The 24,985-nt window shown below is 61.9% G+C and carries 21 protein-coding genes; 14 read left to right on the forward strand and 7 right to left on the reverse strand.

Annotated features, from left to right (window positions below):
- Positions 1-49: 49 nt before the first annotated feature.
- The 6 genes from M0808_RS13715 (at position 50) to M0808_RS13740 (ending at position 5,431) form a co-directional block, all read left to right on the forward strand.
- The gene (locus M0808_RS13715) at positions 50-1,951 is read left to right on the forward strand and encodes a sensor histidine kinase (protein WP_247841452.1); all 1,902 of its coding nucleotides are present in this window, start codon (positions 50-52) and stop codon (positions 1,949-1,951) included.
- Positions 1,948-3,276: a sigma-54 dependent transcriptional regulator gene (locus M0808_RS13720; RefSeq protein WP_139054272.1), complete on the forward strand. Its 1,329-nt coding sequence runs from the start codon at positions 1,948-1,950 to the stop codon at positions 3,274-3,276. Before M0808_RS13715 ends, M0808_RS13720 begins: the two co-directional genes overlap by 4 nt.
- A gap of 8 nt (positions 3,277-3,284) precedes the next feature.
- Positions 3,285-3,614 (forward strand): GlpM family protein, encoded by a 330-nt coding sequence (locus M0808_RS13725; RefSeq protein WP_178082099.1) that lies wholly within the window; start codon positions 3,285-3,287, stop codon positions 3,612-3,614.
- Positions 3,615-3,724: 110 nt separating this feature from the next.
- On the forward strand, positions 3,725-4,645 hold the full coding sequence (locus M0808_RS13730; protein WP_247841454.1) for an arginase: 921 nt from the start codon (positions 3,725-3,727) through the stop codon (positions 4,643-4,645).
- On the forward strand, positions 4,642-5,016 hold the full coding sequence (locus M0808_RS13735; protein ID WP_098965385.1) for a transporter: 375 nt from the start codon (positions 4,642-4,644) through the stop codon (positions 5,014-5,016). The genes M0808_RS13730 and M0808_RS13735 overlap by 4 nt, the downstream gene beginning before the upstream one ends.
- A gap of 31 nt (positions 5,017-5,047) precedes the next feature.
- Complete coding sequence (locus tag M0808_RS13740; RefSeq protein WP_134787237.1) at positions 5,048-5,431, forward strand: EamA family transporter; 384 nt, start codon at positions 5,048-5,050, stop codon at positions 5,429-5,431.
- 103 nt (positions 5,432-5,534) lie between these two features.
- Here M0808_RS13740 and M0808_RS13745 read toward each other — a convergent pair whose 3' ends face one another.
- Together M0808_RS13745 and M0808_RS13750 are read right to left on the reverse strand one after the other, a co-directional pair.
- Positions 5,535-6,407, reverse strand: coding sequence for a fatty acid desaturase (locus M0808_RS13745; protein WP_247841456.1), 873 nt, complete (start codon positions 6,405-6,407; stop codon positions 5,535-5,537).
- 72 nt (positions 6,408-6,479) lie between these two features.
- Positions 6,480-7,241, reverse strand: a complete 762-nt coding sequence (locus tag M0808_RS13750; RefSeq protein WP_134787239.1) for a MipA/OmpV family protein — start codon at positions 7,239-7,241, stop codon at positions 6,480-6,482.
- Between the two features lie 230 nt (positions 7,242-7,471).
- Here M0808_RS13750 and M0808_RS13755 point away from each other — a divergent pair, with 230 nt between their 5' ends.
- Genes M0808_RS13755 through M0808_RS13780 form a run of 6 tightly spaced genes read left to right on the forward strand, consistent with a single transcriptional unit; the run spans position 7,472 to position 14,759 of the window.
- Complete coding sequence (locus M0808_RS13755) at positions 7,472-8,182, forward strand: HAD-IB family phosphatase (protein WP_247841458.1); 711 nt, start codon at positions 7,472-7,474, stop codon at positions 8,180-8,182.
- The gene (locus M0808_RS13760) at positions 8,175-9,569 is read left to right on the forward strand and encodes an aminotransferase class III-fold pyridoxal phosphate-dependent enzyme (RefSeq protein ID WP_247841460.1); all 1,395 of its coding nucleotides are present in this window, start codon (positions 8,175-8,177) and stop codon (positions 9,567-9,569) included. The genes M0808_RS13755 and M0808_RS13760 overlap by 8 nt, the downstream gene beginning before the upstream one ends.
- On the forward strand, positions 9,566-10,444 hold the full coding sequence (locus tag M0808_RS13765; protein ID WP_098965395.1) for an alpha/beta fold hydrolase: 879 nt from the start codon (positions 9,566-9,568) through the stop codon (positions 10,442-10,444). Before M0808_RS13760 ends, M0808_RS13765 begins: the two co-directional genes overlap by 4 nt.
- A gap of 37 nt (positions 10,445-10,481) precedes the next feature.
- Complete coding sequence (locus tag M0808_RS13770) at positions 10,482-11,609, forward strand: GNAT family N-acetyltransferase (RefSeq protein WP_139054268.1); 1,128 nt, start codon at positions 10,482-10,484, stop codon at positions 11,607-11,609.
- On the forward strand, positions 11,606-13,378 hold the full coding sequence (locus tag M0808_RS13775) for an ATP-binding protein (RefSeq protein ID WP_247841461.1): 1,773 nt from the start codon (positions 11,606-11,608) through the stop codon (positions 13,376-13,378). Before M0808_RS13770 ends, M0808_RS13775 begins: the two co-directional genes overlap by 4 nt.
- Entirely contained in the window at positions 13,368-14,759 is a 1,392-nt protein-coding gene (locus M0808_RS13780) for a sigma-54 dependent transcriptional regulator (protein ID WP_098965400.1), read from the forward strand. Before M0808_RS13775 ends, M0808_RS13780 begins: the two co-directional genes overlap by 11 nt.
- 10 nt (positions 14,760-14,769) lie before the next feature.
- Here M0808_RS13780 and M0808_RS13785 read toward each other — a convergent pair whose 3' ends face one another.
- Both M0808_RS13785 and M0808_RS13790 read right to left on the reverse strand, forming a co-directional pair.
- Positions 14,770-15,435 carry a DsbA family oxidoreductase gene (locus M0808_RS13785; protein ID WP_247841463.1) on the reverse strand — a complete coding sequence of 222 codons (666 nt, stop codon included), beginning with the start codon at positions 15,433-15,435 and terminating at the stop codon, positions 14,770-14,772.
- Between the two features lie 178 nt (positions 15,436-15,613).
- Positions 15,614-16,648 carry an alpha/beta hydrolase gene (locus M0808_RS13790; RefSeq protein ID WP_247841465.1) on the reverse strand — a complete coding sequence of 345 codons (1,035 nt, stop codon included), beginning with the start codon at positions 16,646-16,648 and terminating at the stop codon, positions 15,614-15,616.
- Between the two features lie 257 nt (positions 16,649-16,905).
- Here M0808_RS13790 and M0808_RS13795 point away from each other — a divergent pair, with 257 nt between their 5' ends.
- Positions 16,906-22,071 (forward strand): DUF6543 domain-containing protein, encoded by a 5,166-nt coding sequence (locus M0808_RS13795; RefSeq protein WP_247841467.1) that lies wholly within the window; start codon positions 16,906-16,908, stop codon positions 22,069-22,071.
- 120 nt (positions 22,072-22,191) lie between these two features.
- On the forward strand, positions 22,192-23,109 hold the full coding sequence (gene metR / locus M0808_RS13800) for a transcriptional regulator MetR (protein WP_007968856.1): 918 nt from the start codon (positions 22,192-22,194) through the stop codon (positions 23,107-23,109).
- Between the two features lie 217 nt (positions 23,110-23,326).
- Here metR and M0808_RS13805 read toward each other — a convergent pair whose 3' ends face one another.
- The 3 genes from M0808_RS13805 to M0808_RS13815 are packed head-to-tail and all read right to left on the reverse strand — an operon-like array spanning position 23,327 to position 24,923.
- A complete protein-coding gene (locus M0808_RS13805; protein ID WP_247841469.1) occupies positions 23,327-23,824 on the reverse strand; it encodes a GNAT family N-acetyltransferase in 498 nt (165 codons plus the stop codon).
- A 2-nt stretch (positions 23,825-23,826) separates the two neighbouring features.
- A complete protein-coding gene (locus M0808_RS13810) occupies positions 23,827-24,465 on the reverse strand; it encodes a LysE family translocator (protein ID WP_134787245.1) in 639 nt (212 codons plus the stop codon).
- A 23-nt stretch (positions 24,466-24,488) separates the two neighbouring features.
- Positions 24,489-24,923: an NUDIX domain-containing protein gene (locus M0808_RS13815; protein ID WP_247841471.1), complete on the reverse strand. Its 435-nt coding sequence runs from the start codon at positions 24,921-24,923 to the stop codon at positions 24,489-24,491.
- Positions 24,924-24,985 lie beyond the last annotated feature (62 nt).

Here is a 24,985-nt window from a genome sequence, read left to right on the forward strand (position 1 = left end):
AACAAACCAGGATGCTGTTAGCCATGCTGGTTGACCCAAGGCAACTGTGATGAAATGCGACCCCAATCTCTATCGCGCAGCGCCGCCATCACTTGCCGTGAAGCCCCGTCTGATTCGCCATCTGTTCCTGCCGCCGCTGATCATCATCCTGATGATCGGACTGGGTTACATCGGCTTCTGGACCAGTGAACATTTCGGCATCCGCAGCCTCAGCGAAAACGGCCAGCGTCAGCTCGAACTGCACGCGCGCACGGTCGAAAGCGAGATCAGCAAATACACCTACCTGCCCAGCCTGCTGGAACTGGAAACCAGTGTCCCGCAACTGCTGGCCGACCCGACTCCGGAACACCGGCAAACGGTCAATGCATACCTTGAAGGCCTGAACCGGCGCAGCCGCAGTCGGGCTATCTACGTCATGGACACCACCGGCCGGGTGATGGCTACCAGCAACTGGCGCGACGTCGACAGTTACCTCGGCGAAGACCTGTCTTTTCGCGCCTATTTCCAGAACGCCGTGCGCGGCGAGCCCGGACGTTTCTACGGGATCGGCAGCACCAGCGGCGAGCCCGGTTACTACCTCGCGCATGGCCTGGAAGAACACGGCAAGATCATCGGCGTCGCCGTGGTCAAGGTGCGCCTCGAAGCCCTGGAAGAGCGTTGGCAGCGCGCCCGCCTGGAAGCCTTCGTCAGCGATGAGAACGGCATCATCATTCTTTCCAGCGATCCGGCGCGACGCCTCAAGTCCGTAGTACCGCTGAGTGATGAAACCAAAGAAAAACTCGCGCGCAGCCTGCAGTACTACTGGTTCCCGCTCAACGAACTGCAACCGCTGGCCCGCGAAACCCTGGCCGACGGTGTGGAGAAACTGACCTTCCCGGCCAACAGCGAACTGAGCGCCGATGACGACAGCATCAGCTATCTGGCGCAGACCCGGCCGTTGAGCGACACGCCATGGAATTTCACCCTGCTCACGCCGTTGCAGGACTTGCGCCGTGAAGCGATCAATCAGGGAATCCTGGTGGCCGTGGCCTTCGCGCTGGTGGCGTTCCTGCTGATCGCCTGGAACGAACGGCGCAAGGTCATCGCCACCCGCCTCGCCGCCCGCGAAGCCCTGCAGGAAGCCAACAATCAACTGGAGCGTCGGATTACCGAACGCACCGGCGATCTGCGCGCCAGCAACGAACGGCTGAAGAGCCAGATCCGCGAACGGCGCCAGGCCGAGGAAACCCTGCGCCGCGCTCAGGACGAACTGGTGCAGGCCGGCAAACTCGCGGCCATCGGCCAGATGTCGACCAGCATCGCCCACGAACTGAACCAGCCGCTGGCGGCGATGCGCACCCTGTCCGGCAACACCATTCGTTTTCTGGAACGCGGCCAGCTCGACGTCGCCAGCACCAACCTCAAGACCATCAACGACCTGATCGACCGCATGGGCCGGATCACCGCCAGCCTGCGCTCGTTCGCCCGCCGTGGTGACGACAAAGGCCAGGCCAGCCTCGGCAAAGCGGTGGACGCGGCCCTGCAACTGCTCGGCGCGCGGGTCGAGAGCATAACGCTGCAACTGCATCGTCAGTTCAGCGACGTACAGGTGCAGATCGACCAGACCCGCCTCGAACAGATTCTGGTCAACCTGATCGGCAACGCCCTCGACGCCATGCAGACGCAACCTTCACCGCAGCTGTGGCTGGAAGGCGAAGAGTTCAACGGCAAATATCGCCTGCGGGTGCGCGACAACGGCCACGGTGTCGACGCCGAAGCACGCAAGCATCTGTTCGAGCCGTTCTTCACCACCAAACCCGGCGAACAGGGTCTGGGCCTCGGCCTGACCCTCTCCGCCAGCCTCGCTGCCGCCACCGGCGGACACCTGGGTGTCGAACACCCGGCCAGCGGTGGCACCACCTTCGTCCTCAGTTTACCGTTGGTAAGCCCTACTCCTGCCGAGCCAATATGAACCACGACCTTAGTGTGCTGATCGTCGAAGACGACCCCCATGTGCTGCTCGGCTGCCAGCAGGCGCTGACCCTGGAAGACATTCCCTGCATCGGCGTCGGCAGTGCCGAAGAAGCGCTGGAGCGGGTCGGCGACAACTTTGCCGGGATCGTCATCAGCGACATTCGCCTGCCCGGCATCGATGGCCTGGAACTGCTGACCCGCCTCAAGGCGCGCGACCGCAGTCTGCCGGTGGTGCTGATCACCGGTCATGGCGATATCTCCATGGCGGTCGGCGCGATGCAGAAAGGCGCCTACGATTTCATGGAGAAACCGTTCTCGCCGGAGCGCCTGGTGGACGTCGCTCGTCGCGCACTGGAACAACGCAGCCTCGCCCGGGAAGTGTCTTCGCTGCGTCGGCAACTGGCCGAACGCGACTCCCTCGAAGGCCGGATCATCGGGCGCTCGCCAGCCATGCAGAACCTGCGCGAGCTGATCGCCAACGTCGCCGACACCTCGGCCAACGTATTGATCGAAGGCGAGACCGGCACCGGCAAGGAACTGGTCGCCCGTTGCCTGCACGACTTCAGTCGTCGGCATGCCAAGCAGTTCGTCGCGCTGAACTGCGGCGGCCTGCCGGAAAACCTCTTCGAAAGCGAGATCTTCGGCCACGAGGCCAACGCCTTTACCGGTGCCGGCAAACGGCGCATCGGCAAGATCGAACACGCCGACGGCGGCACGCTGTTCCTCGATGAAGTGGAAAGCATGCCTCTGCCCTTGCAGATCAAACTGCTGCGGGTGTTGCAGGAACGCACCCTCGAACGCCTCGGCTCGAACCAGAGCGTGGCGGTGGATTGCCGGGTGATTGCCGCAACCAAATCCGACCTCGACGACGCGAGCAAGGCCGGCGAGTTTCGCAGCGACTTGTACTACCGCCTCAACGTGGTGACGCTGGAGCTGCCGCCGCTGCGCGAACGCCGTGAAGACATCCTGCAACTGTTCGAACACTTCACCCAGCAGTCGGCGCTGCGTTTCGACCGGGTATTGCCCGAGCTGGACAACCAGACCCTGTCGAACCTGATGAGCCACGACTGGCCGGGCAATGTGCGTGAGCTGCGTAACGTCGCCGAGCGCTTTGCCCTCGGCCTGCCGGCGTTCAAGAAGTCCGGCGCCAGCAGCGGCGGTCAGGGGCTGGCGTTCGCCGAAGCGGTGGAAGCCTTCGAGCGCAACCTGCTCAATGACGCCTTGCAACGCAGTGGCGGCAACCTGACCCAGGCCAGTCAAGAACTGGGCATGGCCAAGACCACGCTGTTCGACAAAGTGAAAAAGTACGGGTTGAGCCACTGATGGATCTGATACTCAAAGCGGCACTTGGCGCGGCAGTGGTGGTTATTCTCGCCGCGCTGTCGAAGACCCGAAACTATTACATCGCCGGACTGGTGCCGCTGTTTCCGACCTTCGCCCTGATCGCCCACTACATCGTCGGCAAGGGCCGCTCGATCGACGATCTGAAGGCGACGATTGTGTTCGGCATGTGGTCGATCATTCCGTATTTCATCTATCTGGCGACGCTGTACGTGATGGTTGACCGCATGCGCCTGGAGGCGTCACTCGCCGTGGCCGTTGTCGCGTGGCTGATCGCCGCCACCGTGCTGGTCTCGGTGTGGGTGCGTCTGCACGCCTGAGACAACGGCTGGCCCGTCCCTTGCATTTACCCCCGAAAGCCCTGCCCGGCTGGCGCTCATGCTCGATGAGGCCGGTGTCTGGCAGGGTCTGCCAAGGGTAAATAGCGACCTTGAATATTTTAGATCTCGACCACAGCCTGACCGCCCAGGCGCCGATTGCGCGACTGCTCGACAGTGGCCGCGCCAGACGCCTGGACCTGCTCGACCTCGGCCCGAAACTCCGGCTCTGGTCCAGCGAACGCACTTGGCGACGCTTCGCCGAACGCTTGCAGCAACGGCCACGGCACAGCGGCCCGGCACCGGAAATCTTCTTCGTCGGCTCCGGTGACTATCACCACCTGACCCCGGCGTTTCTCACCGACCTGCCCGAGCCGGTCAGCCTGATCCATTTCGACAATCACCCTGACTGGGTGCGGTTTGCGCCGCGTCGGCATTGCGGTTCCTGGGTCAATCAGGCCCTGAAACTGCCGGACATCCGCCGCATCGTCACCCTCGGCCCGTGCAGCGATGATCTGCGAAACCCGCAACTGAAGGGCGGCAACCTCGCAGCGCTCAAACGCGGGGTTCTGCAGCTGTTTCCGTGGCAGCACGCACCCTCCCGAGTCTGGGGGCGTGTCGGTGACGGCGCCGGCCATGAACAGCAGGAAAACATGCTGCACTGGCGCAATTTGTCCGAAGTCGACTGGACGCTGTTCCTCGACAAAATGATCGCCAGCCTGCCGACCGATGCGGTGTGGATCACTATCGACAAGGACGTGCTCGCCAGCGAAGACGCCGCGACCAACTGGGATCAGGGCGGCATGCGCCTGAGCCATATGCTTCAGGCCCTGCGCGCGCTGGCGGCGAGCAAGCGAATCATCGGCATCGACATCTGCGGCGAATACGCCCGTCCGGCCTTCAGCAACGTATTCAAACGCTGGGAGGCGAAGACCGATCAGCCGCCGGCCGAACGCTGGAGCGACACCGATATCCTGCGCAACTCCACCACCAATCAAGCCTTGATCGACCTGTTCGAGGAACTGTTTCCATGACTTTCACCGTGATTGTGCTGGTGGCCCTGTCCATCGTTCTGGATGTGATCGGCCAGCTGTGTTTCAAACTGGGCCTGGATCGATTACCGGAGCTGGAGGGTGGTTTTCGGCTTCAGGTGTTCTGGGGCCAGGTGTTCAACGCACCGCTATTGTGGTGCGGGATAGGCGCTTACGCGATCGAGTTTTTCGTCTGGCTCGGCGCTCTGTCGCGGGCACCGCTGAGTCTGTTGTTTCCGGCAGCCGCGCTGGCCTATTGCGGCGTGGTGCTGGCGGGCAAACTGGTGCTTGGCGAAACCGTCAGTCGGCGGCGCTGGCTGGGCACGCTGGTGATTACGGCGGGCGTGATGCTTGTGTGTGCCGGCCATGTCTGAAGCTCGCCTGGAACTGCAAAGGAACGACGCAATGCATTGGCTACACGGGCGCGTGGGCACCATCGTGCTCTGGGCGCTGTTGATTATTCTGGAAAGTGGCGGACAGATCGCGAGCAAGGTCGGTGGTGATCAACTGGGGCAGATGGACCTCAGCCTGCAATGGCTGCAAGGCATCGTCATGACGCCCGGCGTGTGGGTGGCGGTTGCCTGCTACATCGGCGCGTTTTTCGTCTGGATGCTGATTCTGCGACGCAGCAGCCTGTCACTGGCGTTTCCCCTGAGTTCGCTGGTGTTTGTCGGGGTGCTGCTGGGGTCGTGGCTGGGACTGGGCGAGCAGATCAGTCTGCTGCACTGGCTCGGCGTGGCGGTGATCATGGGCGGGATAGCCTTGCTCGCCGAAGGCGAAGAGCACTGAAATGCTCCGTGTAGGAGCTGCCGCAGGCTCGGGCCGCGATCGGACGATCTTTGCTTTTCAAGATCAAAAGATCGCAGCCTGCGGCAGCTCCTACACAAATCGGTCAGGCGTCAGGCTTTTGGTGGTTCAGCAGGAAGCCCAAACCGTGCGCCAGCGGAATATCCTTCACCCCCGCTTCCTGCTGTTGCCGGGCGATCTGCCGGTGATAGGCCTTGACCTGAGTCCAGTGCAATTTCGGCCGGTAGTGGTGCTCGGCGTGATAGCCGTTATTCATCCACAACAGGTTGTACAGCGGGCTGTAGGCACTCACGCCCCAGGCAATCGGCAAATCCGGGTTGCCGCCAAAATGCTCGTAGTAACCGTTGAGCGATGACAGCGCCTGGCCCAGATACCAGAACGGCAACAACACCAGCACCGCCTGCCAGTCATACACCGCCAGCAGCAGATAAAACGCCACCGTCACATAGATCTCGACCTGAACCCAACGCGCATCCTTCGGGCGTTTGCGGCGCATTTCGTTGTAGATCGGCTTGGGGTCGTCGCGGAAAAAACTCAGGAAGGTGTAGGCCCAGGGATTCTCCGGCTGACCGTTCTTGCCGCGCAGATAGATCGACAGCGGATCAATGGTCTTGCCGTCCGGCCCCGGCAGATCCGAGTTGCCGCGGTGATGGCGGTTGTGGATATCGCGATAGAGGGTTTGCGAAAAACCGATGGTCACCGACAACAACAGATCGAATGCCCGGTTCAGCCACGCCGGGGTGAAGTAGGCGTTGTGAATCTGGTTGTGGGAAATGCTGTTGATGCTCCACGACAGGCTGATTGCGTAGCCCAGCGCCAGCGGCACATAAGTCCACCAGGACAGGTCGTGAAAGGCCGCAACCAGCCACAGGACGAAAGCGAAATGGGCCAGGCCCAAAGCGACGGGGATCAGGTCCCACAATGAATGAGCCAGCAGACGGTTAGCAGGGCGAGCCATGAAGAACATCCTGAAGGAATGGATTCGACATGGCTGTCTGCAAACCGCAGACCAATTTGCCCGCGCGCGTAATCAGTCGAACTTGTAGGCGATGGCCGCCTGCACTTCGCCCTGATTGGTATCGCCCACCGCTTTGACGATGCTGCTGTCCGCCGCCGAGCGAGTCAGGTGAATCCAGCTCGCGCTGGTGACCAGCGACCAGTGTGGCGCCAGAGGGAACTCGAAGCTCTGGGTCAGCGCCACGTTCTGCAAACCGCCGCCGGCGTTGTAAGCGCGGATGCCCGAGGCCTGCGCCTCGCGATCACTGACACCGAAGAAGGTCTGGGTGCCCTGCGCATCGGCAAAATGCGCGGTCAGGTTGCTGCTGCCGATCACCCCGCCGCCCAGTGGATAGCCAATTTCACCGCCCACTTTGCCAAACACGCCGCCCTGCCCGCTGCCACCGCCGACGGCCTGGCCAACGAAGGCGAATACGCGCCAGAAATCGGCCGGAGCGTATTGCACGAAGCCGCCAGCCTCGGCCATGTCGGGCACATCACGCAGGCCGCGCAACTCGCCGTTGGCGGTGCGCCCGGAGAGGTAATTGACGTATGGCCCGGCGCTGAAACCGTTGCTTTTCAAGGCGCTCCAGGTCAGGCCATCGTCGGTACCGAGGCTGACATCGCCCCAGTCCAGATCCAGATACGGGATCGGTCGGGTTTCGTAGCGGCTGCCGCTCGGATCATGCGGTTGGTACCCCACCCCGATTCCTGCTTCACCTGTAATGCCATCCGCCAGGGCGGGCCCGGAAAAGCAGGCCAGTGCGGCCAATAACGCCAGTGTCTTCCTCTGCATGAGGTCATTCCTTTTCTGAACTTGCGCGCATCAATCCCCTGATACCGCCCTTGGCGCAAGCACTCATGTTGTTTGTAGCAAGCTACAAAAATTGTAGCTCCACTTTTCGAAAACCGCGCATCGCCCCCGCCAGCACGGGGCTTTGGCCAATTGGCACAGTCCCTGCTCCCACCCTTGCCAGGCGCAGACCGCGCACCCTGACAACTGCCTCGACCCAACAGGTACTGCAGATGATTGACTGGCATATCGTGTGTGATTTCGACGGGACGATCACCCGCACCGACGTAATCGACAGCATCCTTGAACGCTTCGCCGACCCGAGCTGGGAAGCCATCGAAAATGAATGGCTGGAGGGCAAGATCGGTTCCCGTGAATGCCTCAGCCGTCAACTGGCGCTGATCAAGGCCACGCCGGCACAACTGCTGGAATTCTTCGACAGCATCGACATCGACCCGGACTTCCCCGATTTCGTCGACCACGTGATCGGCCTCGGCGCTTCGCTGGAAGTGGTCAGCGACGGCATCGAACAAGGCATCGCGCGGATTCTGGCGCGCAACTACGTGACGCTGCTGCCGATCCTCGCCAACCGCCTGCGCCAGATCGACCACGACAAGTGGCGCATCGATTTCCCCTACGCCAGTGACGCCTGCCGCGCGGCCTCCGGCAACTGCAAATGCAAATCCACCCCCGGCAGCAAACGCGTGCTGGTGATCGGTGACGGCCAGTCCGACATGTGCGTGGCGTCCACCGCCGATTTCGTCTTCGCCAAGGATCGCCTGGCCGAGCACTGCGAGCGCAACGGCATCGCCTACGCGCGCTTCGACAGCTTCGCCGAACTGCCACAACTGCTGGCCCGCCTGCCGCTGGCCCCGGCCGCCAACGCCGTCACGTTCAGCAACGAATCCACTTCTGAAGCACAGGAAACCCTGCACCATGTCTGATATCCGCATCGCGACAGCCGAAGACCAGGTCCTTCTGGAAAAAGAAGCCAGATACTGCTCCTACGGCGACACCGTTCACTACATCGAACCGCCGCGCATCTTCAGCCGCTGCGAAGGCTCCTACGTCTGGGACACCGAAGATCAGGCCTACCTCGACCTGCAAATGTGGTACTCGGCGGTCAACTTCGGTTACGCCAACCCGCGTCTGAACAATGCGCTGAAACAACAGATCGACACCCTGCCGCAAATCGCCAGCCAGTACCTGCACAAGGGCAAGATCGAGCTGTCGGAGATGATCGCGGTCGACGCCAAGAAAAAATTCGGTCTCGACGGCCGAGTGCACTTCAACGTCGGCGGTTCGCAGTCGATCGAGGACTCGCTGAAAGTCGTGCGCAACGCCAGCAACGGCAAGAGCCTGATGTTCGCCTTCGAGGGCGGCTACCACGGGCGCACCCTTGGTGCTTCGTCGATCACCTCCAGCTACCGCTATCGCCGCCGCTACGGTCACTTCGGTGAGCGCGCGCAATTCATCCCGTTCCCGTATCACTTCCGCGGCCCCAAAGGCATGACCAAGGAAGAGTACGGCAGCCACTGCGTGCAGCAATTCGCGCGGTTGTTCGAGACTGAATACAACGGTGTCTGGGACCCGAAAGTCGGGCAGAGCGAATACGCCGCGTTCTACGTTGAGCCGATCCAGGGCACCGGCGGTTACGTGATCCCGCCGATGAACTTCTACAGCGAACTCAAGCACGTGCTGGATCAGCACGGCATCCTGATGGTCGTTGACGAAATCCAGATGGGTTTCTATCGCACCGGCAAGCTGTGGTCGATCGAACACTTCGACGTCAAACCCGACGTGATCGTCTTCGGCAAGGCGCTGACCAACGGCCTCAACCCGCTGGGCGGCATCTGGGCCCGCGAAGAGCTGATCAACCCGAAAGTCTTCCCGCCAGGCTCGACCCACTCCACGTTCGCCTCCAACCCGCTGGGCACTGCGGTGGGTCTGGAAATGTTCAAGATGACCAGCGAAGTCGATTACGGCGCAATGGTCATGGCCAAGGGCAAATACTTCCTTGAAGGCCTGCAGGATCTGCAAAAACGCTACCCGATCATCGGCGATGTCGACGGCCTCGGTCTGGCGCTGCGCTGCGAGATCTGCACCACAGACGGTTTCACCCCGGACAAGGCCACCCTCGACTTCATGGTTGAAGAAGGCATGAAGGGCGACATCGAAATCGACGGTCGTCGTCTCGGCCTGATCCTCGACGTGGGCGGCTACTACAAGAACGTCATCACCCTGGCACCGTCGCTGGAAATCAGCTATCCGGAAATCGATCTGGGCCTGGCCCTGCTCGACCGCCTCCTGCATCGGGCGATGAAACGATGATCGACGCTGAGATCGACATGGGCGAAGGCAACGCCGGTTTCGTTCTCGGTGACGGGGAGGTCGCGGTGCTGTTGATCCACGGCCTCACCGGCACCCCGACGGAGCTGCGTCGGGTGGCCGTGGGCCTGGCGAAAGCCGGACACACGGTCTATGTGCCGACCCTGGCCGGGCACTGCGGCGGCAATGCCGACCTGCAAGCCACCGGCTGGCGCGACTGGTACGAAAGCGCACGCAACACCTTCGTCGGCGTACGCCGCAAACACCGCAAAGTGTATGTCGGCGGCCTGTCCATGGGCGCCGTGCTGTCGATGTACCTGGCCGCCGAACACCCGGGACAGATCGAAGGTTTGCTGCTGTATTCGACCACCCTGCGCTACGACGGCTGGAGCATCAACAAACTCGCGTTCCTCACCCCGTTGCTGATGAAAATCCCGTTCGGCGTGCACCTGTGCAGTTTCGAAGAAAAGCCGCCCTACGGGATCAAGAACGAGCGCCTGCGCGCCATCGTCGAACGCCAGATGAAAGAAGGTCAGAGCAGCCAGGCCGGGTTGCTGACCATGGAAGGCGTCACCGTGCGCGAACTGCACCGGCTTAACGCCGTGGTGAAAAAACGCATGCCGTCGATCACCACGCCGGCGCTGGTGCTGCACTCCATCGAGGACGACATCACCAGCCGCTGGAATGCCGATTACGTCGAACGCACACTCGGCGGGCCGGTGACCAAGGTGCTGCTCGACGACTGCTATCACATGATCACCGTGGATTTGCAGTACCGCCGGGTCGTGGAGTTGAGCGCCGATTTCATCGAGCGCGGCGTCACGCAACCGGTCGCCGTAGCCGATACGCCATCACTGGAAACCCGGCAACTGGCTTGAGCAGTTGCAGTCCGACTCGCCGACACAAGGAACCGACGTGATCACCGCTCAAGCCTTTTCAACGATCGAAGCGATCGACCGCTGCGCCTGGAATGACTGCTTCGTCGATGAGCTGGAGGACTGGGATTACTACCGCGCCGTGGAACGGGCCGGCATCGACGGCTTTCACTGGCGCTATCTGACGCTGCACGAGGATGGCCGCCTGATCGCGGCCACCGTGGCGTTCACCACCGCCTATTCGCTGGACACCACCCTGCAAGGTGCGGGCAAACGGGTCAGCCAATGGCTGCGCCGGCGTCTGCCCGGACTGTTCGATATCCGCCTGTACGCCCTCGGCTCGCCGGTGGCGGAGCAATGCCATGTCGGCAGCGCTTCGCACATTGCCTCGACACAGCGCCCGGCACTGCTCAGGCAATTGCTCGAGCTGGCCCGGCAAGATGCCGAGCAGGCCGGGATCGGCCTGCTCGCGGTCAAGGACGCCTCGCATCGCGATCGACAATGGCTCGACGTCTGCCGCCAGGCCGGCCTGCAAAGCATGCCCGGTCTGCCCGGCGCCGAATTGCCGATCAACTTCGCCTCGGTGGACGCGTATCTGGGCAGCCTCGGCAAATCCACGCGCAAGGACCTGCGTCGCACCCTGCGCAATCAGGGCCCGCGCACGGAATGGCGGCGCTCGGTGCACGACCTGCTGCCGCGCATGATGGAACTCTACGAAGCCACTCTGGCCCGCAGTGATCTGGCCTTCGAATGCCTGCCTGCGGCGTATTTTCGCGAAGTGCTCAATCACCTCGATGACCGCGCAGCCTGTGTGCTCTATTGGGTCGAGGATGAACTGGTGGCGTTCAACCTGCTGTTGCTCGACGGGCAACGGATGGTCGACAAGTTTTTCGCCCATGATCTGGCCCGCACCCGCCAGTACAACCTTTACACTCGTAGCTGGCTGGAAAATGTCGACTACTGTATTGAACACAAACTGGCGATCTATGTGTGCGGGCAGGCCGGCTATGCCAGTAAGCTGCGTCTGGGTTGCTCGTTTGTCGGTAACACCGTGTTCTTCCGCCATCGCAATCCACTGTTCGACCAACTGTTGCGTCTGGTGAAAATATTCGTCCGCCCGGATCGCAGCGATCCGGCCCTGGCCGCTGCAATAAGCGAAATCCAATGATCAATGACCGACGCGCCACGCCCCGCCCTTTCGCCCTCTCCGGCTGGAGCCTGCAACGCAAACTGGTGCTGGCCTTCTGGCTGGTCAGCGTGATTCCGACCATGATCGCTGCGGAACTGGCGGCCACCACGCTGTCGCAGATCTTCGACAGCAACGTGCGCATCTGGCTGCAGGAATCCTCGAAGATCGTCGAGGATGAAATCAGTGAAATCCTCCGCGAAAACGCCCGGGCCGCGAAGCTGTTCATGCGCCACGCCCGCCCGCCCACCGACCGCCAGTCCGCCAGGCACGACAAGCTGACCGCCGATATCGCCGACTCCATGGGCATCGATGTGGTGACGCTGATCCGCAACAGCGATAACAGAGTGGTGTTCAGTACCGCCGCCGACGATATCGTCAGCCAGATCAGCACCGCGCCGAAGGCTGTGCTGCAGACCCTGCAAGTCGGCGGCGTACCCACCGGCACGGTGATTTCGACCTTCGAGACCGATCAGGGGGGCGTGGACTACAAGATGATCGTCGGCACTTATCTGGACAACAGCTTCCTGACCAGCGTCGCCGATGTGCACTCGCTGGACCTGCGCCTGTACCTGGCCAAGGGCGAGGACTTTTCCGAGATTTTCTCGACCCAGCGCTTCCAGGATCACCCCTCGCAAGTGCCGAAGAAAATCGAGCAGATCCTGCGCGAGACCAAAGGCCCCTACGAACAATTCACCAATAACTACAGCGGTATCTACCGGCCGATCTTCAATGAAAACGGCCAACTGCAAGGCGTCATCTTCAGCGGTCTGCTGCGCCACACCAGCCTGGTCGGCCTGGTCAATCAGAGCAACCTGTTCATTCTGATTTTCCTGCTCAGCTCGGCAGCGTCGCTGGCGGTTGGCTGGCTGGTCTCGCAACGCCTGACCAAACCATTGCGCGGTCTGGCCCGTGGCGTACAGGCGGTGATCGCCGGCGATTATCATCAGCGCCTGAGCGTGAATGGCGGCGACGAACTGGCAGAACTGAGCAGCACGTTCAACCACATGAGCGAACGTCTGGAAGAGTTGCAGCATCTGGAGTCGCAACTGCGCCGCCGTGATCGCCTGCACGCGCTGGGCGAAGTCGCCATGGGTCTGGCCCATGAAATTCGCAATCCGCTGGGCATCATCAAAACCGCCACGCAACTGCTGCATCGCCGTGCCGATCTGCCGGAAACCGACAAGCGTCACCTGGAATACGTGGTCAAGGAAGTCAGCCGTATCAACGACCTGATCACCGAGTTTCTCGACTTCGCCAAACCCAGCGCGCCGATCCGCGCTACGCAATCAGCACGCACCCTGGTCGACGAACTGGCCGGATTCTGCGAGCCGGAAGTGGCCAGCCACAACATCGATCTGCACATCGCCGATCACGCGCCGGGGGCAACGATCTACGCCGATGCCAAGCAACTCAAACAGGTGGGCCTGAACCTGATCGTCAACGCCATCGACGCAATGCCCGACGGCGGTCGCCTGACCCTGAGCATCGCCAACGCTGGAAAATTCACCATCATCGGCGTCGCGGACACTGGTCAGGGGATCGAAGCCGACATGCTCGAACGCATCTTCACCCCGTTCGTCACCACCAAGGCTTCGGGCACCGGTTTGGGTCTGGCCAAGGTGTTTTCGGTCATGGAAAGTCATAACGGGCGCGTAGAATGCGTCAGCGAAAAAGATGCCGGCGCCACCTTCAGCCTGTACATTCCGGCCAATGGCGAAGACTTCGACGAGAGCGACGATGACGCATAACATTCTGGTAGTGGACGACGAACCGAAACTCTGCGACCTGCTGGCCTCGGCCCTCGGGCAGAACGGCATCAGCGTGTTCACCGCCGGCAATGGCCTGCACGCACTCAAAGTGCTGGAAAGCGAAGACATCGATCTGCTGATCAGCGACTGGCGCATGCCCGGCATGGACGGCCCGCAGTTGCTGGCTGAGGTGAAGACCCGCTATCCGCAGTTGCCGGTGATCGTCATGACCGCCTACAGCACGGTGAAAAACGCCGTGGAATCGATGCGCAACGGCGCGTTCGACTACATCGCCAAGCCGTTCGACATCGACGAGCTGGACATCACCGTCAGCAAGGCCCTGCAGTTTCGCGACATCCTCAAAGACAACCAGCGCATGCGCGCCGAGCTCGACGAGCATCAGCAGATCGACAGCCTGATCGGTGACAGCCCGAGTTTTCGCAGCGTGCTGCAAGCGGTGGACTCGGTACGCGAAAGCGCCGCCACCGTGCTGCTCAGCGGCGAAAGCGGCACCGGCAAGGAAATGGTCGCCCGGGCCATCCACAAGCATGGCAACCGCGCCGACAAACCGTTCGTGGCGGTGAACTGCGCGGCCATCCCTGAAGGGCTGCTGGAAAGTGAAATGTTCGGTCACCGCAAAGGCGCGTTCACCGGCGCCGTGGCCGATCGCATCGGGCGCTTTCAGCAGGCCGACAAGGGCACGTTGTTTCTCGATGAAATCGGCGAAATGCCGCTGGCACTGCAGGCCAAGATCCTCCGTGCCCTGCAGGAGCGGGTGATCGAGCCGGTGGGCGATACCAAAGAGCGCAAGGTCGATGTGCGGGTGATCGCCGCCACCAACAAAGACTTGCTGCAAGCGGTGGCGAATAAGGAGTTTCGCGAGGATCTCTACTACCGCCTCAATGTCTTTCCCATTCCGCTGCCGGCATTGCGCGAACGGGTCGAGGACATCGCGCCGCTGGCCCGCCACTTCGCCCACACGCTGGGCGCCGCTGCCGGCAAACGCATCAGCGGCTTCAGCGCGCAGGCCTTGCAGGCCATGACCCGCTATTCATGGCCGGGCAACATCCGCGAACTGCAGAACTGCGTGGAGCGCGCGACCATCGTCGCCTCCGCCAACATCATCGAGGAGCACGATCTGCCGGCTTACCTGTTCGCCGCACAGGCCTCGGACAGCAGCGGCCCGCTGAGCGAAATCAACGGTGTCCCGGCGGATCTGGACGCAGCACTCGCCGAAGTCGAGAAGGCCTACATTCTGGCGGCCCTGCAACAGAGCAATGGCGTGCAGGCTGCCGCCGCGCAGTTGATCGGGATCTCCGAGCGCAGCTTCTGGTATCGCCTGAAGAAGCTCGGGATTCACGTCGACAAGATCGTGCGCTGACCCCGCAAGGTCAGTTGACGGTGCCGCCGCGGGCTTCACTGATGATCTGCCGGATCGCCCCGACAAAGGTGTCCACCGGTTGCCCGCCCGTGACCGCGTACTGACCGTTGAACACCACGGTCGGTACCGAACTTACGCCGCGTTGCAGCCACAGCTGCTCTTCTGCACGCACCTCATCGGCAAACTCGTCGGAGGCCAGAATAGCTTGCGCACGCTGCCGATCCAGGCCCACGCTTTCAGCAATCTGCGCCAGTTGCGCGTGATCGGACGGATTACCGCCATCAGTGAAATAGGCTTTGAACAGCGCCTGCTTCAACGGCAACTGCACCCCCTCAAGCCCGGCCCAATGCAACAGACGATGAGCATCAAAGGTGTTGTAGATGCGGCTGTTGCCATCGGTGCGAAAGGCAAATCCGACCTCGGCGCCACGGGCACGAATCGCCTCGCGGTTCTTCTGTGACTGCTCCGGAGTCGAGCCGTATTTTTCGCTGATGTGTTCGGTGATGTTCTGCCCGTCCGGGCCCATCTTCGGGTTCAGTTCGAACGGCTGGAAATGAATCTCGGCCTGCACTTCATCGCGCAGAATCTCCAGCGCCTGCAGCAGGCCATTCAGGCCGACGACGCACCACGGGCAGGAAACGTCGCTGACAAAATCGATTTTCAAAGCGGAATTCATCACATACCTCGCGGGCGGAAATCGTGCGGGAAAGTTTGCACGATACACCTGCCTGCTCTTGCGATGACAGTGATGGCCCCTTCGCGAGCAAGCCCGCTCCCACATTCGGAATACGGTTCCCCTTGTGGGAGCGGGCTGGATCGCGAAGAGGCCCGAATCAACACCGCCAAAACCTCAGCTACAGCAGGTTGCCGCTTGCCACCGGCTCAATCTGCGCCCAGTGCGAGGTGTCTTCACGGTGCTCTTGCAAATACGGCAACACCGCCGCCAGCAAGGGCGCCTTGAACGCCTCCTGAAAACGATGAGCCAGCCCAGGAATCAGCTTCAACTGACTACCGCGAATGTGCGCCGCCAGATGCACCCCGTGCATCACCGGCAACAGCGGATCGGCTGTGCCGTGCACCACCAGCGTCGGCACCCGCAGTTGATTGAGCAAGGCCACCCGGCTCGGCTCGGCAAGGATCGCCATGATCTGGCGCTTCACGCCCTCAGGGTTGAACGCCCGGTCGTAGGCTACCGCCGCCTGATGCAGCAACGCTTGCCGGTCATCGGTGACCGCCGGGCTACCGAGCGCCGCCAGCAGATCGGCCTGCTGCTCCAGCGCCACCTCGCGATTCGGCGCACCACGCCGCGCCAGCAATTGCACCAGCGCCGCACTGGGCGCCGGCAAACCTTCAGCGCCGGAACTGGTCATGATCAGCGTCAGACTCTCTACCCGCTGCGGTGCCATCGCCGCCAGATGCTGGGCGATCATTCCGCCCATGCTCGCGCCCAGTACGTGAAACTGGTCGATGTGCAACGCGTCCATCAAGCCCAGCGCATCGTCGGCCATGTCCGTCAGCGAGTACGGCGCCGACACTGGCAAGCCGAGCTTGTAGCGCAGCACTTCAAACGTCAGGTTGGCGTCGGCCGGGGCCTGTCGCCAGGTCGACAGGCCGACATCGCGGTTGTCATAGCGGATCACTCGAAAACCCTGCTGACACAGCGCAACCACCACCTCGTCCGGCCAGTGGATCAACTGACCACCCAGGCCCATGACCAGCAACAGCGCCGGATCCGAAGCACGGCCGATGCTCTGGTAGGCAATGCTCACTTGTTGCAGATCGACATGCGCGGTCGGCACATTCACATCGCAACGCGCCGCCGCGAACGCTGACGTACCGAATAAAAACGCGACCAAAACGGCCGCGAGCGAAAAAAATCCCTTGCTCATGAAAAACACCGAAACGCAGAACCCCAGTAGAGCGCGAGTCTGATGAAGTTTGTTCAAGCGCGCTGCCACAGTTGCGTGACAGTTTGATGAAGATTGCCGAGCGGTCATTTGTGCAGGCCGTTGAGCAGGCGGACACACTCTGCAAACAGACCAGCGCAAAGCGATACCCCAGTACCACACCTGCCTCCGACGTCTGACCTCTAATGGCTTGAAATCCGGCTCAGCCCGGTCTTTCAAGCCATTGGAATCCTTTCATCATGTTCGACCTCCCCACCCCCGCCACGGTCGATTTCGGCCTGCCCCATTCGTTGCCGAAAAATCTCGATCAGAACCTCCACCAGCAGTCCAGCGCGTGTTTGCGCGATTGTCATCGGCAGTGGCGGGCATTGATGGCGCAAGCCGCGCGCGACGATTGGGATCAGCGCGCAACCGGCACGCCGTTTTCGCGTCGGGATCAGGCGCTGCTTATCTATCGCCAGCACTTCGAGGCGAGCTGCCTGAATGCCCATGCACAAGGGACGCTGCAGGCCGCGCCCCTGCAGAGGCTGCTGACAAGCGTTGACCCGCAGACCACACACAGCGACGTTGCCATCCGCCAGCCACGACTCGCACGCCGCGATGACAGCCAGGTCACGTTGCCCGGTGCGCTGCTGATTCGTCTCGACCCGACGCGACATTTACTGTATCTGCCCTCGCACGACCCGGCACTGCAGCTGTTCCGGCAACACGTCGATCTGCAGGACTGGTTGATCAGTCATTGCCGGCAGAGCGGGCAATACTCACGGCTGGAGGCGGTGACACTGGTCGAGCCGGTGCTCGGTCAGGATCCGCTGCGCCTCAACCTGCAAATGCTGTTCACGGGTTCAGCGTCGACGAGTGACTTCCACGAGCTGATCGGCGCACCGTCCGAACTTGCGATCGACGCGTTGCCTGCCTCCGATGACGTCGCGCTGTTCGGTCTGCTGAGTCCGGACATTCCCTTCAACCAGCGCAGTCGGGCGCTTGATGTTGAGCAGCGGGCCCTCGAGCGCTTGCTCGGCGAAGCCGCTGCAGCAGAGCTGAACAACCCGCAACGCCAACAACTGGCGCAGCATTTCGACGCACTGAGTGAAGCCCGGCAAGCCAGCCACGCTGCCGCTTCAGCACTGCTTGAGAGTCGCGATCCGCTGAAAATGCTCGAGCTGCGTCATGCCACGAATGTCCATCACCACGCCCTGCTTCAGGCCCGTATCGCAGGGCTGCGCGCCGAGGTCGAACTGCAAAGGGCGCTGGATCAGCTGACCGTCGAGGAGCATCGGCGAATCATCGCGATGCTGGACGCACCGGGGCGCCATCTGCCGACAGCGGACGGGGTTATCGCCCGCCTATCGATGGCGGCGGCAGATCAGAACATGACCGCCGTCGAGGAGCTGCATGGCGTACTGATCATAGCGACGACCGCCGCACTGGAGCCTGACTCGAGCGACAGCCTGCTGCTTTACTGGCCGGGCGAGTTCGGCGGGCTGCAACGTTTTACTTCACGTACAGCGCTGGCACAGGATCTGTTCAAACATTCGCCGAACGACGGCGGGCTGACCCTGCACCTGACCCCGCTCACGGGGGACCCTCTGGCCTGGTCCCTTGATCGACAGCTCTATCAATGCGAACAGCAGGCCGCGCAGATCCTGCGTGACAACCCGCTGCCCGGCCGGGCCGACGAGCGCCGGGCCGAGATGGAAAAGCTGCGCGAACAATATCTGCCACGCCTGACCGTAGCGGTCGCGCAAGCCCGTGAACGGGCATTTACCGAACGTCAGGCGCAAGACCGCAGCGCGGCGCTGGCCGGCCACCTGCCTGCATGGTTTGAAAAGCTGGACGACGCGCCACGTGCACGGATCAAAACGCTGATCACCCAGTACCTCGGCGCCATGCAACGCGCTCATGCGTTGCTCGAACGGGAATTACCGCCGCGTCAGGCCTTCGCCGAACAACGCATCGACGCCCGCTTGCGCGCAGACTTCGCGCTCAAACAAAGCGTGAGCGTGAGCCTCGACCTGCCCGACTCGACCTTCTGGCAAAAAACCGTGATGGAAGGCGCCGCGCCTGGCACACCGCAACGCATTGTCCTGACCGCGAGCGACAAGCGCGGCGACCTCACCCTTGAACAACTGGCACAGGAAAACATCGATCAGGAGGTGCAGTGGCGCCTGTCCTTCATGCGGGCCAGGATCCGCGCCGAGAACCCCACTGATCGACAGCGCCTGGAAGCCGGGATCACCCCGGCCTATTTGCGCAATCTGGTAACAGAGCTGGATCTGCCCGGACGTTACGAAGAACTGATTCGCCAGGCATTTTTCGGCGCGCCGGGAGAACCGGCGTTTCAGCAGGCCTGGCGCCGTGAATGCCTGAGCGAACCGTGGCGGCTGATGCTCAGGTTGCAAGGTGAGTTCGCGCTGCTGCAACGGCACATCGACAATGCCGGCCATGCCGTGCTGAAAGTCGCCATCGAGGCGACTACACCTCAGGCGTATGCCGTGAATGGACAACGCATCGCGCTGCTGCCGGTGCACCTGACCGTCGGTGGAGAGGACACCGCGCATCAAGGACCGAGCACGCTCGCGGGTGTCACGTTCATTGTCGAGCAAACCAGTGGCCTGACCCTGCTCTACTTGCCCGACAGCCCCGACGCGATCTTCCTCCGTCAATACGAAACGCTGGAGCAGGCGCGGGTGGATCTGTTCAAGCGTTGTGTGGACAGCAAAATGGTCAGCTACTTGGCGGGACGCGCGGTAAGCGGCGAGTTTGCCAGCCATGTCAGCCGGATCAACCAGGCACAGCTGCGCAATTTCGATGCGCTGATCGGCGTCGGGATGGCCTGGCCGGCGACCACATCACTGGCCATTCATTTACTGAACGTGCACATGGGCCGGTTGCTGGAGGCCCATCGCAGCAGTTCACGTTCCAACGATGCGTTGTATCTCGAACGCTGTGCACTGAAGTCCGGGGCGTTGTTCAACTATCTGAAAATGGCCATCGGCATGCTGCCGTTCGTGGGCGCGGCCGTGGCCCTGTATGACGCCTGGAACAGTGCCAATCTGGCCGTCGCGGCGTTCTTGCGCGGCGAGCTCGGGCATGGGCTGGCGGAGGTAGAGGCGGTGCTGCTGTCGCTGATCGACGCGGCAATGGATGTGCTTCCCGGAACAGTTTCGGCACCCGCAGCCGCTCGTCTGGCCAGCCGCCAGCGGCAACGCGCGGCATTGGGCAGATCCGCCGCGATACCAACATCCTGGCAATATGCCAGGCAGTCGCTCGAGCGCTTCACGGGATACGAGTACGAATTCGACATCTCCCTCGCCGGCCTGCACCCGGCCACCCACGGTGTCTATCGCAACGTCTACCGCCACGCCGATGGTGACTTCATCATTCGTCAGGGCCGCATCTATCGGGTTCAGCTCAGCGACGCGCCACGTGGCTGGAGGCTTTACGGCTCACGGCTGCGCAGCTACAAACAACCGATCGCCCTCGACGAAAACGGCCAGTGGAACACCCATTACGCGGTGTACGGCACCGTTATGGACGGCGGCGGTGCTGGCGGCGGCGCCGTGCTTGGACATCTGGCCGACGGCATGGACCCGCTCTGGCCCGCGCCAATTCGCCAGTGGTTACCGCGCTGGTGGACCGATCGGCAACTGCGCCGGCAATTGACCCTGACCAACACCGCCGACGCCTATACCCGGCGCCTTGATACCCAGACACGCGCTTCCAACCAGTTGCTGGAGAACTACCAGAAACTCGACGTTGCCCAGCGCAAGCCACTACACACAGCAGTCGACGCAGCATGCCTGAATGACATCGACCTCGCGATCGCCCAATACGACAACCTTGCCGAACTGTTGCCCTTGAGCCATGGCCGCAAGCGTCTGCAGATCGAAGACATCCGCAGCCGCTGTGCCTGGATCGTGGCCGACCGCGCCGTGCAGCGCGTCACTGTTGCCCGCGACCGCTTGCTGGAACACCTGAACCGGATCGACGCACTGGTCGCCGAATCCGATGCCACCCCTTTCGGCAATACAGCGGCCCATATAAAACTCATGGCCCGGCGCAAGCAGGTACGCAAGGATTTCCTCAAGGAGTTCGATCAACTGCACGCAATCACCGAGCAGGCCAACCTGTGGAACAACCGCATCAGCAATCGCGCGCAGAAAGCCCAGATGGCGAAAGACATGACCGCGCTCAACCGCAACCTGGGCGACAACACGCACCACTACCTGAGAACTGCACATCTGCTGGAAATCATTACTCGCTACGATGCGGTCAGCGACCTGTCCTGGGTGTATTTTCATACCCAGCTCAAAGACGCCCGGGTCAAGGTCGGGCGCGCACTGCTGACCCAGCATCACCTGCCAGAAGTCAGCGCCAGCCTGGTCGAGCGCAAACAGGTGATCGAGGATTGCCTGCAGATCTATGCCGGTTTCCGTCGTCAGCTCAACGCCTGGACGCTGGGTTATGCGCAGCATCTGGATCTGGAACAGGTCGGGCCATTCCTCGATGGCCTGACCAAGGTCGAAGCACACGCGCGGCACTCGATCAAACAGCGCCCGCCGATCAAACCGCGAGAGCCGGGCGGCAGGCAACTGTTCGAAACCGAGGACAACCAGTTGCTGATCGGTACCGAAAGCATTGACCCCGGCACCCGGGAAAAACGCTTTACCGTCGAAGGCATCGACGGTTTCCGCGAAACCTGGCTGCCGCGCTCCAGCGGCAAATATCATCTGCAAGCCCGCCCCGCACCTGCCACAACACCGCTGCCGACCGATGTTCAACCATTGCTCGCGGAAGCGCGAAAACGTCTGGAGGCGGTTGCGGCCTACAGCGCCAAGGTGCAGGGCTACACCCGTCAGGACATGTTGCCGGTGGATCTGGAACACATGTTCAGCAGCGAAGCGACCGAGCTGAGCATCCGCGCCCAGGCCATCGAACGGTTATCGCCGACCGAACCACTGGTGGTGCAATTGCACGCCAAGGCCAGTGAGCTGCGACGTACCGGTCGTACCCTGCGCATTGATCAGTCACTGCGCAGCAAGACACCCACCGAAGGCTATCTGGACTATTTGCTGCAACAGCAAGTGGTGGATATCCGCCGCGAAGGTTCATTGCGGGCACTGGGCAAACGCGCTGACGGACGCAAGGATTTCCTTCAGGAATACCAAGTGCGCGACCTCACCAGCACCCCACCGCGCACGCTGTGGTTCGCCCACTTTCACTACACCTCGGACAAGGTGCCGTTCGCCGACTTCGTCAAAGCCCACCTGAAATTGCCGGAACAACGCAATCTCGGCATGCAATGGCAGCAGGCCCAGGCCGCCGGCGGTGCGCAGGTCGAAGCGATCTGGCGTGGCGATATCGGCAAACCGCTGGGCATTCGGCATTTCGCTGATCTCTAGAGCAAAACCAGCGGGGCACTGACTGTGCCCCGCTGCTATTTGAGCGGTCGACAGCGCCGTCAACATGAGACAAACTCACCGCTTTCGTCATAATCACAAATTTTCCTCATGGGGCCAGCAGTGCTTGAAATCCGTCATCTGAAAACCCTGCATGCCCTGCGCGAGGCTGACAGCCTGGTCGATGCCGCCGACCGTCTGCACCTGACCCAATCGGCGCTGTCGCACCAGTTCAAGGAACTGGAGGAACGCCTGGGCATGCCGTTGTTCGTGCGCAAGACCAAACCGGTGCGTTTCACCAGCGCCGGCCTGCGCCTGCTGCAACTGGCTGACGCGACCCTGCCGCTGCTACGCGCCGCCGAACGCGACATCAGTCGTCTGGCCGGGGGTACCGCCGGGCGTTTGCACATGGCGATCGAATGCCACAGCTGTTTCCAGTGGCTGATGCCGACCATCGACCAGTTCCGCGACGCCTGGCCGGAAGTCGAACTCGACCTCGCCTCGGGCTTCGCCTTCGCCCCGTTGCCGGCACTGGCCCGCGGCGATCTGGATCTGGTGGTGACCTCCGATCCGCTGGACATCGCCGGCATCACTTACGTGCCGCTGTTCACTTACGAAGCGATGCTCGCAGTCGCCAACCAGCACCCGCTGGCGAGCAAACCGTACATCGTTCCCGAAGACCTGCTGACTGAAACGCTGATCACCTATCCGGTGGAGCGCGATCGGCTGGACATCTTCACCCGCTTCCTCGAACCGGCCGACATCGAACCGGCGCAAGTGCGCACCTCGGAGCTGTCGGTGATGATGATGCAACTGGTCGCCAGCGGCCGTGGCGTCTGCGGCATGCCGCACTGGGCGCTGCACGAATACAGCTCACGCGGCTACGTAAAGGCCAAGCGCCTGGGTGAGAAAGGTCTGTTTGCCACGCTGTACGCGGCGATTCGTGCGGACATGCTCGATGCGCCTTACATGCGCGATTTCCTGCTGACCGCCAAGGACACATCATTCTCGACGCTGGATGGGGTCAGCGCGGTTCGCTGACACCAAGGTGCCTCATGACTGACGGTAAACCGAGAACATTTGCGAGACAAAAAGATTCATTGTGGTGAGGGGATTTATCCCCGATGGGCTGCGCAGCAGCCCTGAGACCTGTGCACTCGGAGTTTCAGATAGCCCGCGTTTGTAGGATTTGGGGCTGCTTCGCCGCCCATCGGGGATAAATCCCCTCGCCACAAAAACCTCTCACTTAGGGGGACGATCAGAGTTGTCGCCACATGTGAATCTTGTCGAAGTAGTCTTCGCCGACCCGCACCGCCAGCGGCTCAAGGCCGAACTGGATGAAGCCGCAGCGCTGGTACAGGTTGAGCGCGGCGTCGTTGCCGGCGGTGACGGTGAGCTGGAGGACTTTCAGTTCGGGATGGGTTTGGGCTTCAGCGATGGCAGCCTCGACCAGCTGATGGCCCAGGCCGTGCTGGCGAAAATCGGCTGAGACGTACATGCCGAACAGGGTCGACTTATGGCGGGCCTTTTCTCGCGGCTCGAATGCCAGGCCGACGATGCCGGCCAGTGTGCCTTCCTCGAACGCACCGAGCACCACGTCGAGCTTGCTGGTCAGCCGCGCTTCCCACCAGCTCAGCGGCATCACCGCGCGCTCGCGCACGCTGGAGGTGAAGGCCTGCGGATGGCGGTCGTAGGCTTCGAGCATCAGCTCGCGATAAGCCAGGGCATGACTGGCGTCGAGGCGTTCGATCCACATGTTCAGGCCGTCCTGCGTTGTTCAAGCATCAGGCGCACCGCCAGACCGGCGAGTACAAATCCCATGAAGTAACGCTGCAGCGCCAGCCATGTCGGATTGCGCACAAACCACGACGCGATGCCCGCCGCGAACAGCGCGATCAGCAGATTGACGCTGAAACTGACGCTGATCTGGGTCAGGCCAAGAATGATGCTCTGGGTGAACACAGAACCGTGTTCGGGGCTGATAAATTGCGGAAACACCGAAAGGTAAAACACGGCGATTTTCGGATTCAGGGCGCTGGTAAGAAAGCCCATGGTGATCAGTTTGCGCGACGAATCCGCCGGCAGTTGCTGCGCTTCGAACGGCGAGCGCGCACCGGGTTTGACCGCTTGCCAGGCCAGCCACAGCAGATACAGCGCACCGGCCCACTTCAGCACTTCATAAGCCAGCGGCACCGCCAGAAACACCGCGGTCAAACCGGCGGCCGCGGCAAACATGTGCACGAAAAATCCCGCGACCACACCGAGCAACGAGGTGACTCCGGCCTTGCGTCCCTGACAGATCGAACGCGAGATCAGGTAGATCATGTTCGGCCCCGGCGTCAGTACCATCAACAGCGCGGCGGCGGCGAAGATCAGCAGGTCTTGAAGCGGGATCATGGCAATGTCCTTTGCGTGAATGATCAGGCGAGCGCCGTCAGTGAGCTGCGATAAAACGGCAGGATCAGGTCGCGTGTCAATGGCGCCAGAACCAGACCCGCGTCAGTGGCCGGATCGATCCAGATCACTTCCTCGATTTCGGCAGCGGGCATCACATCGGTGTTGATCGTCAGCTGAAAGATCTCCGCTTGCACCACAAATCCCGGCTCGTTGGCGGCCGGCGCCGAGAACTGGCCAAGGAAGCAGGCCTGCGTCGGGTCGATTTGCAGGCCCAGCTCTTCTTCCAGCTCGCGGGCCAGTGCGTGCACCGGTAACTCATGCGCTTCGATCTTGCCGCCCGGTTGCATGAACGCCGTGGTGCCGCGCTTGCGCACCAGCAGGGTCTGGCCTTCGACGTTGAGCAACAGCGCCGCGGCGATACGGATGAGGTTTGGAGCGACAACGGATGCAGAGGTCATGGGTCAGCCACCGGCCTGGAAAAACCGCAAGGATCCCATGCCCGGCCTGATTCAGTCACCTC

The sequence above is a fragment of the Pseudomonas sp. MWU12-3103b genome (genome assembly GCF_023100615.1).
In the GTDB taxonomy this organism is placed as follows: domain Bacteria; phylum Pseudomonadota; class Gammaproteobacteria; order Pseudomonadales; family Pseudomonadaceae; genus Aquipseudomonas; species Aquipseudomonas putida_A.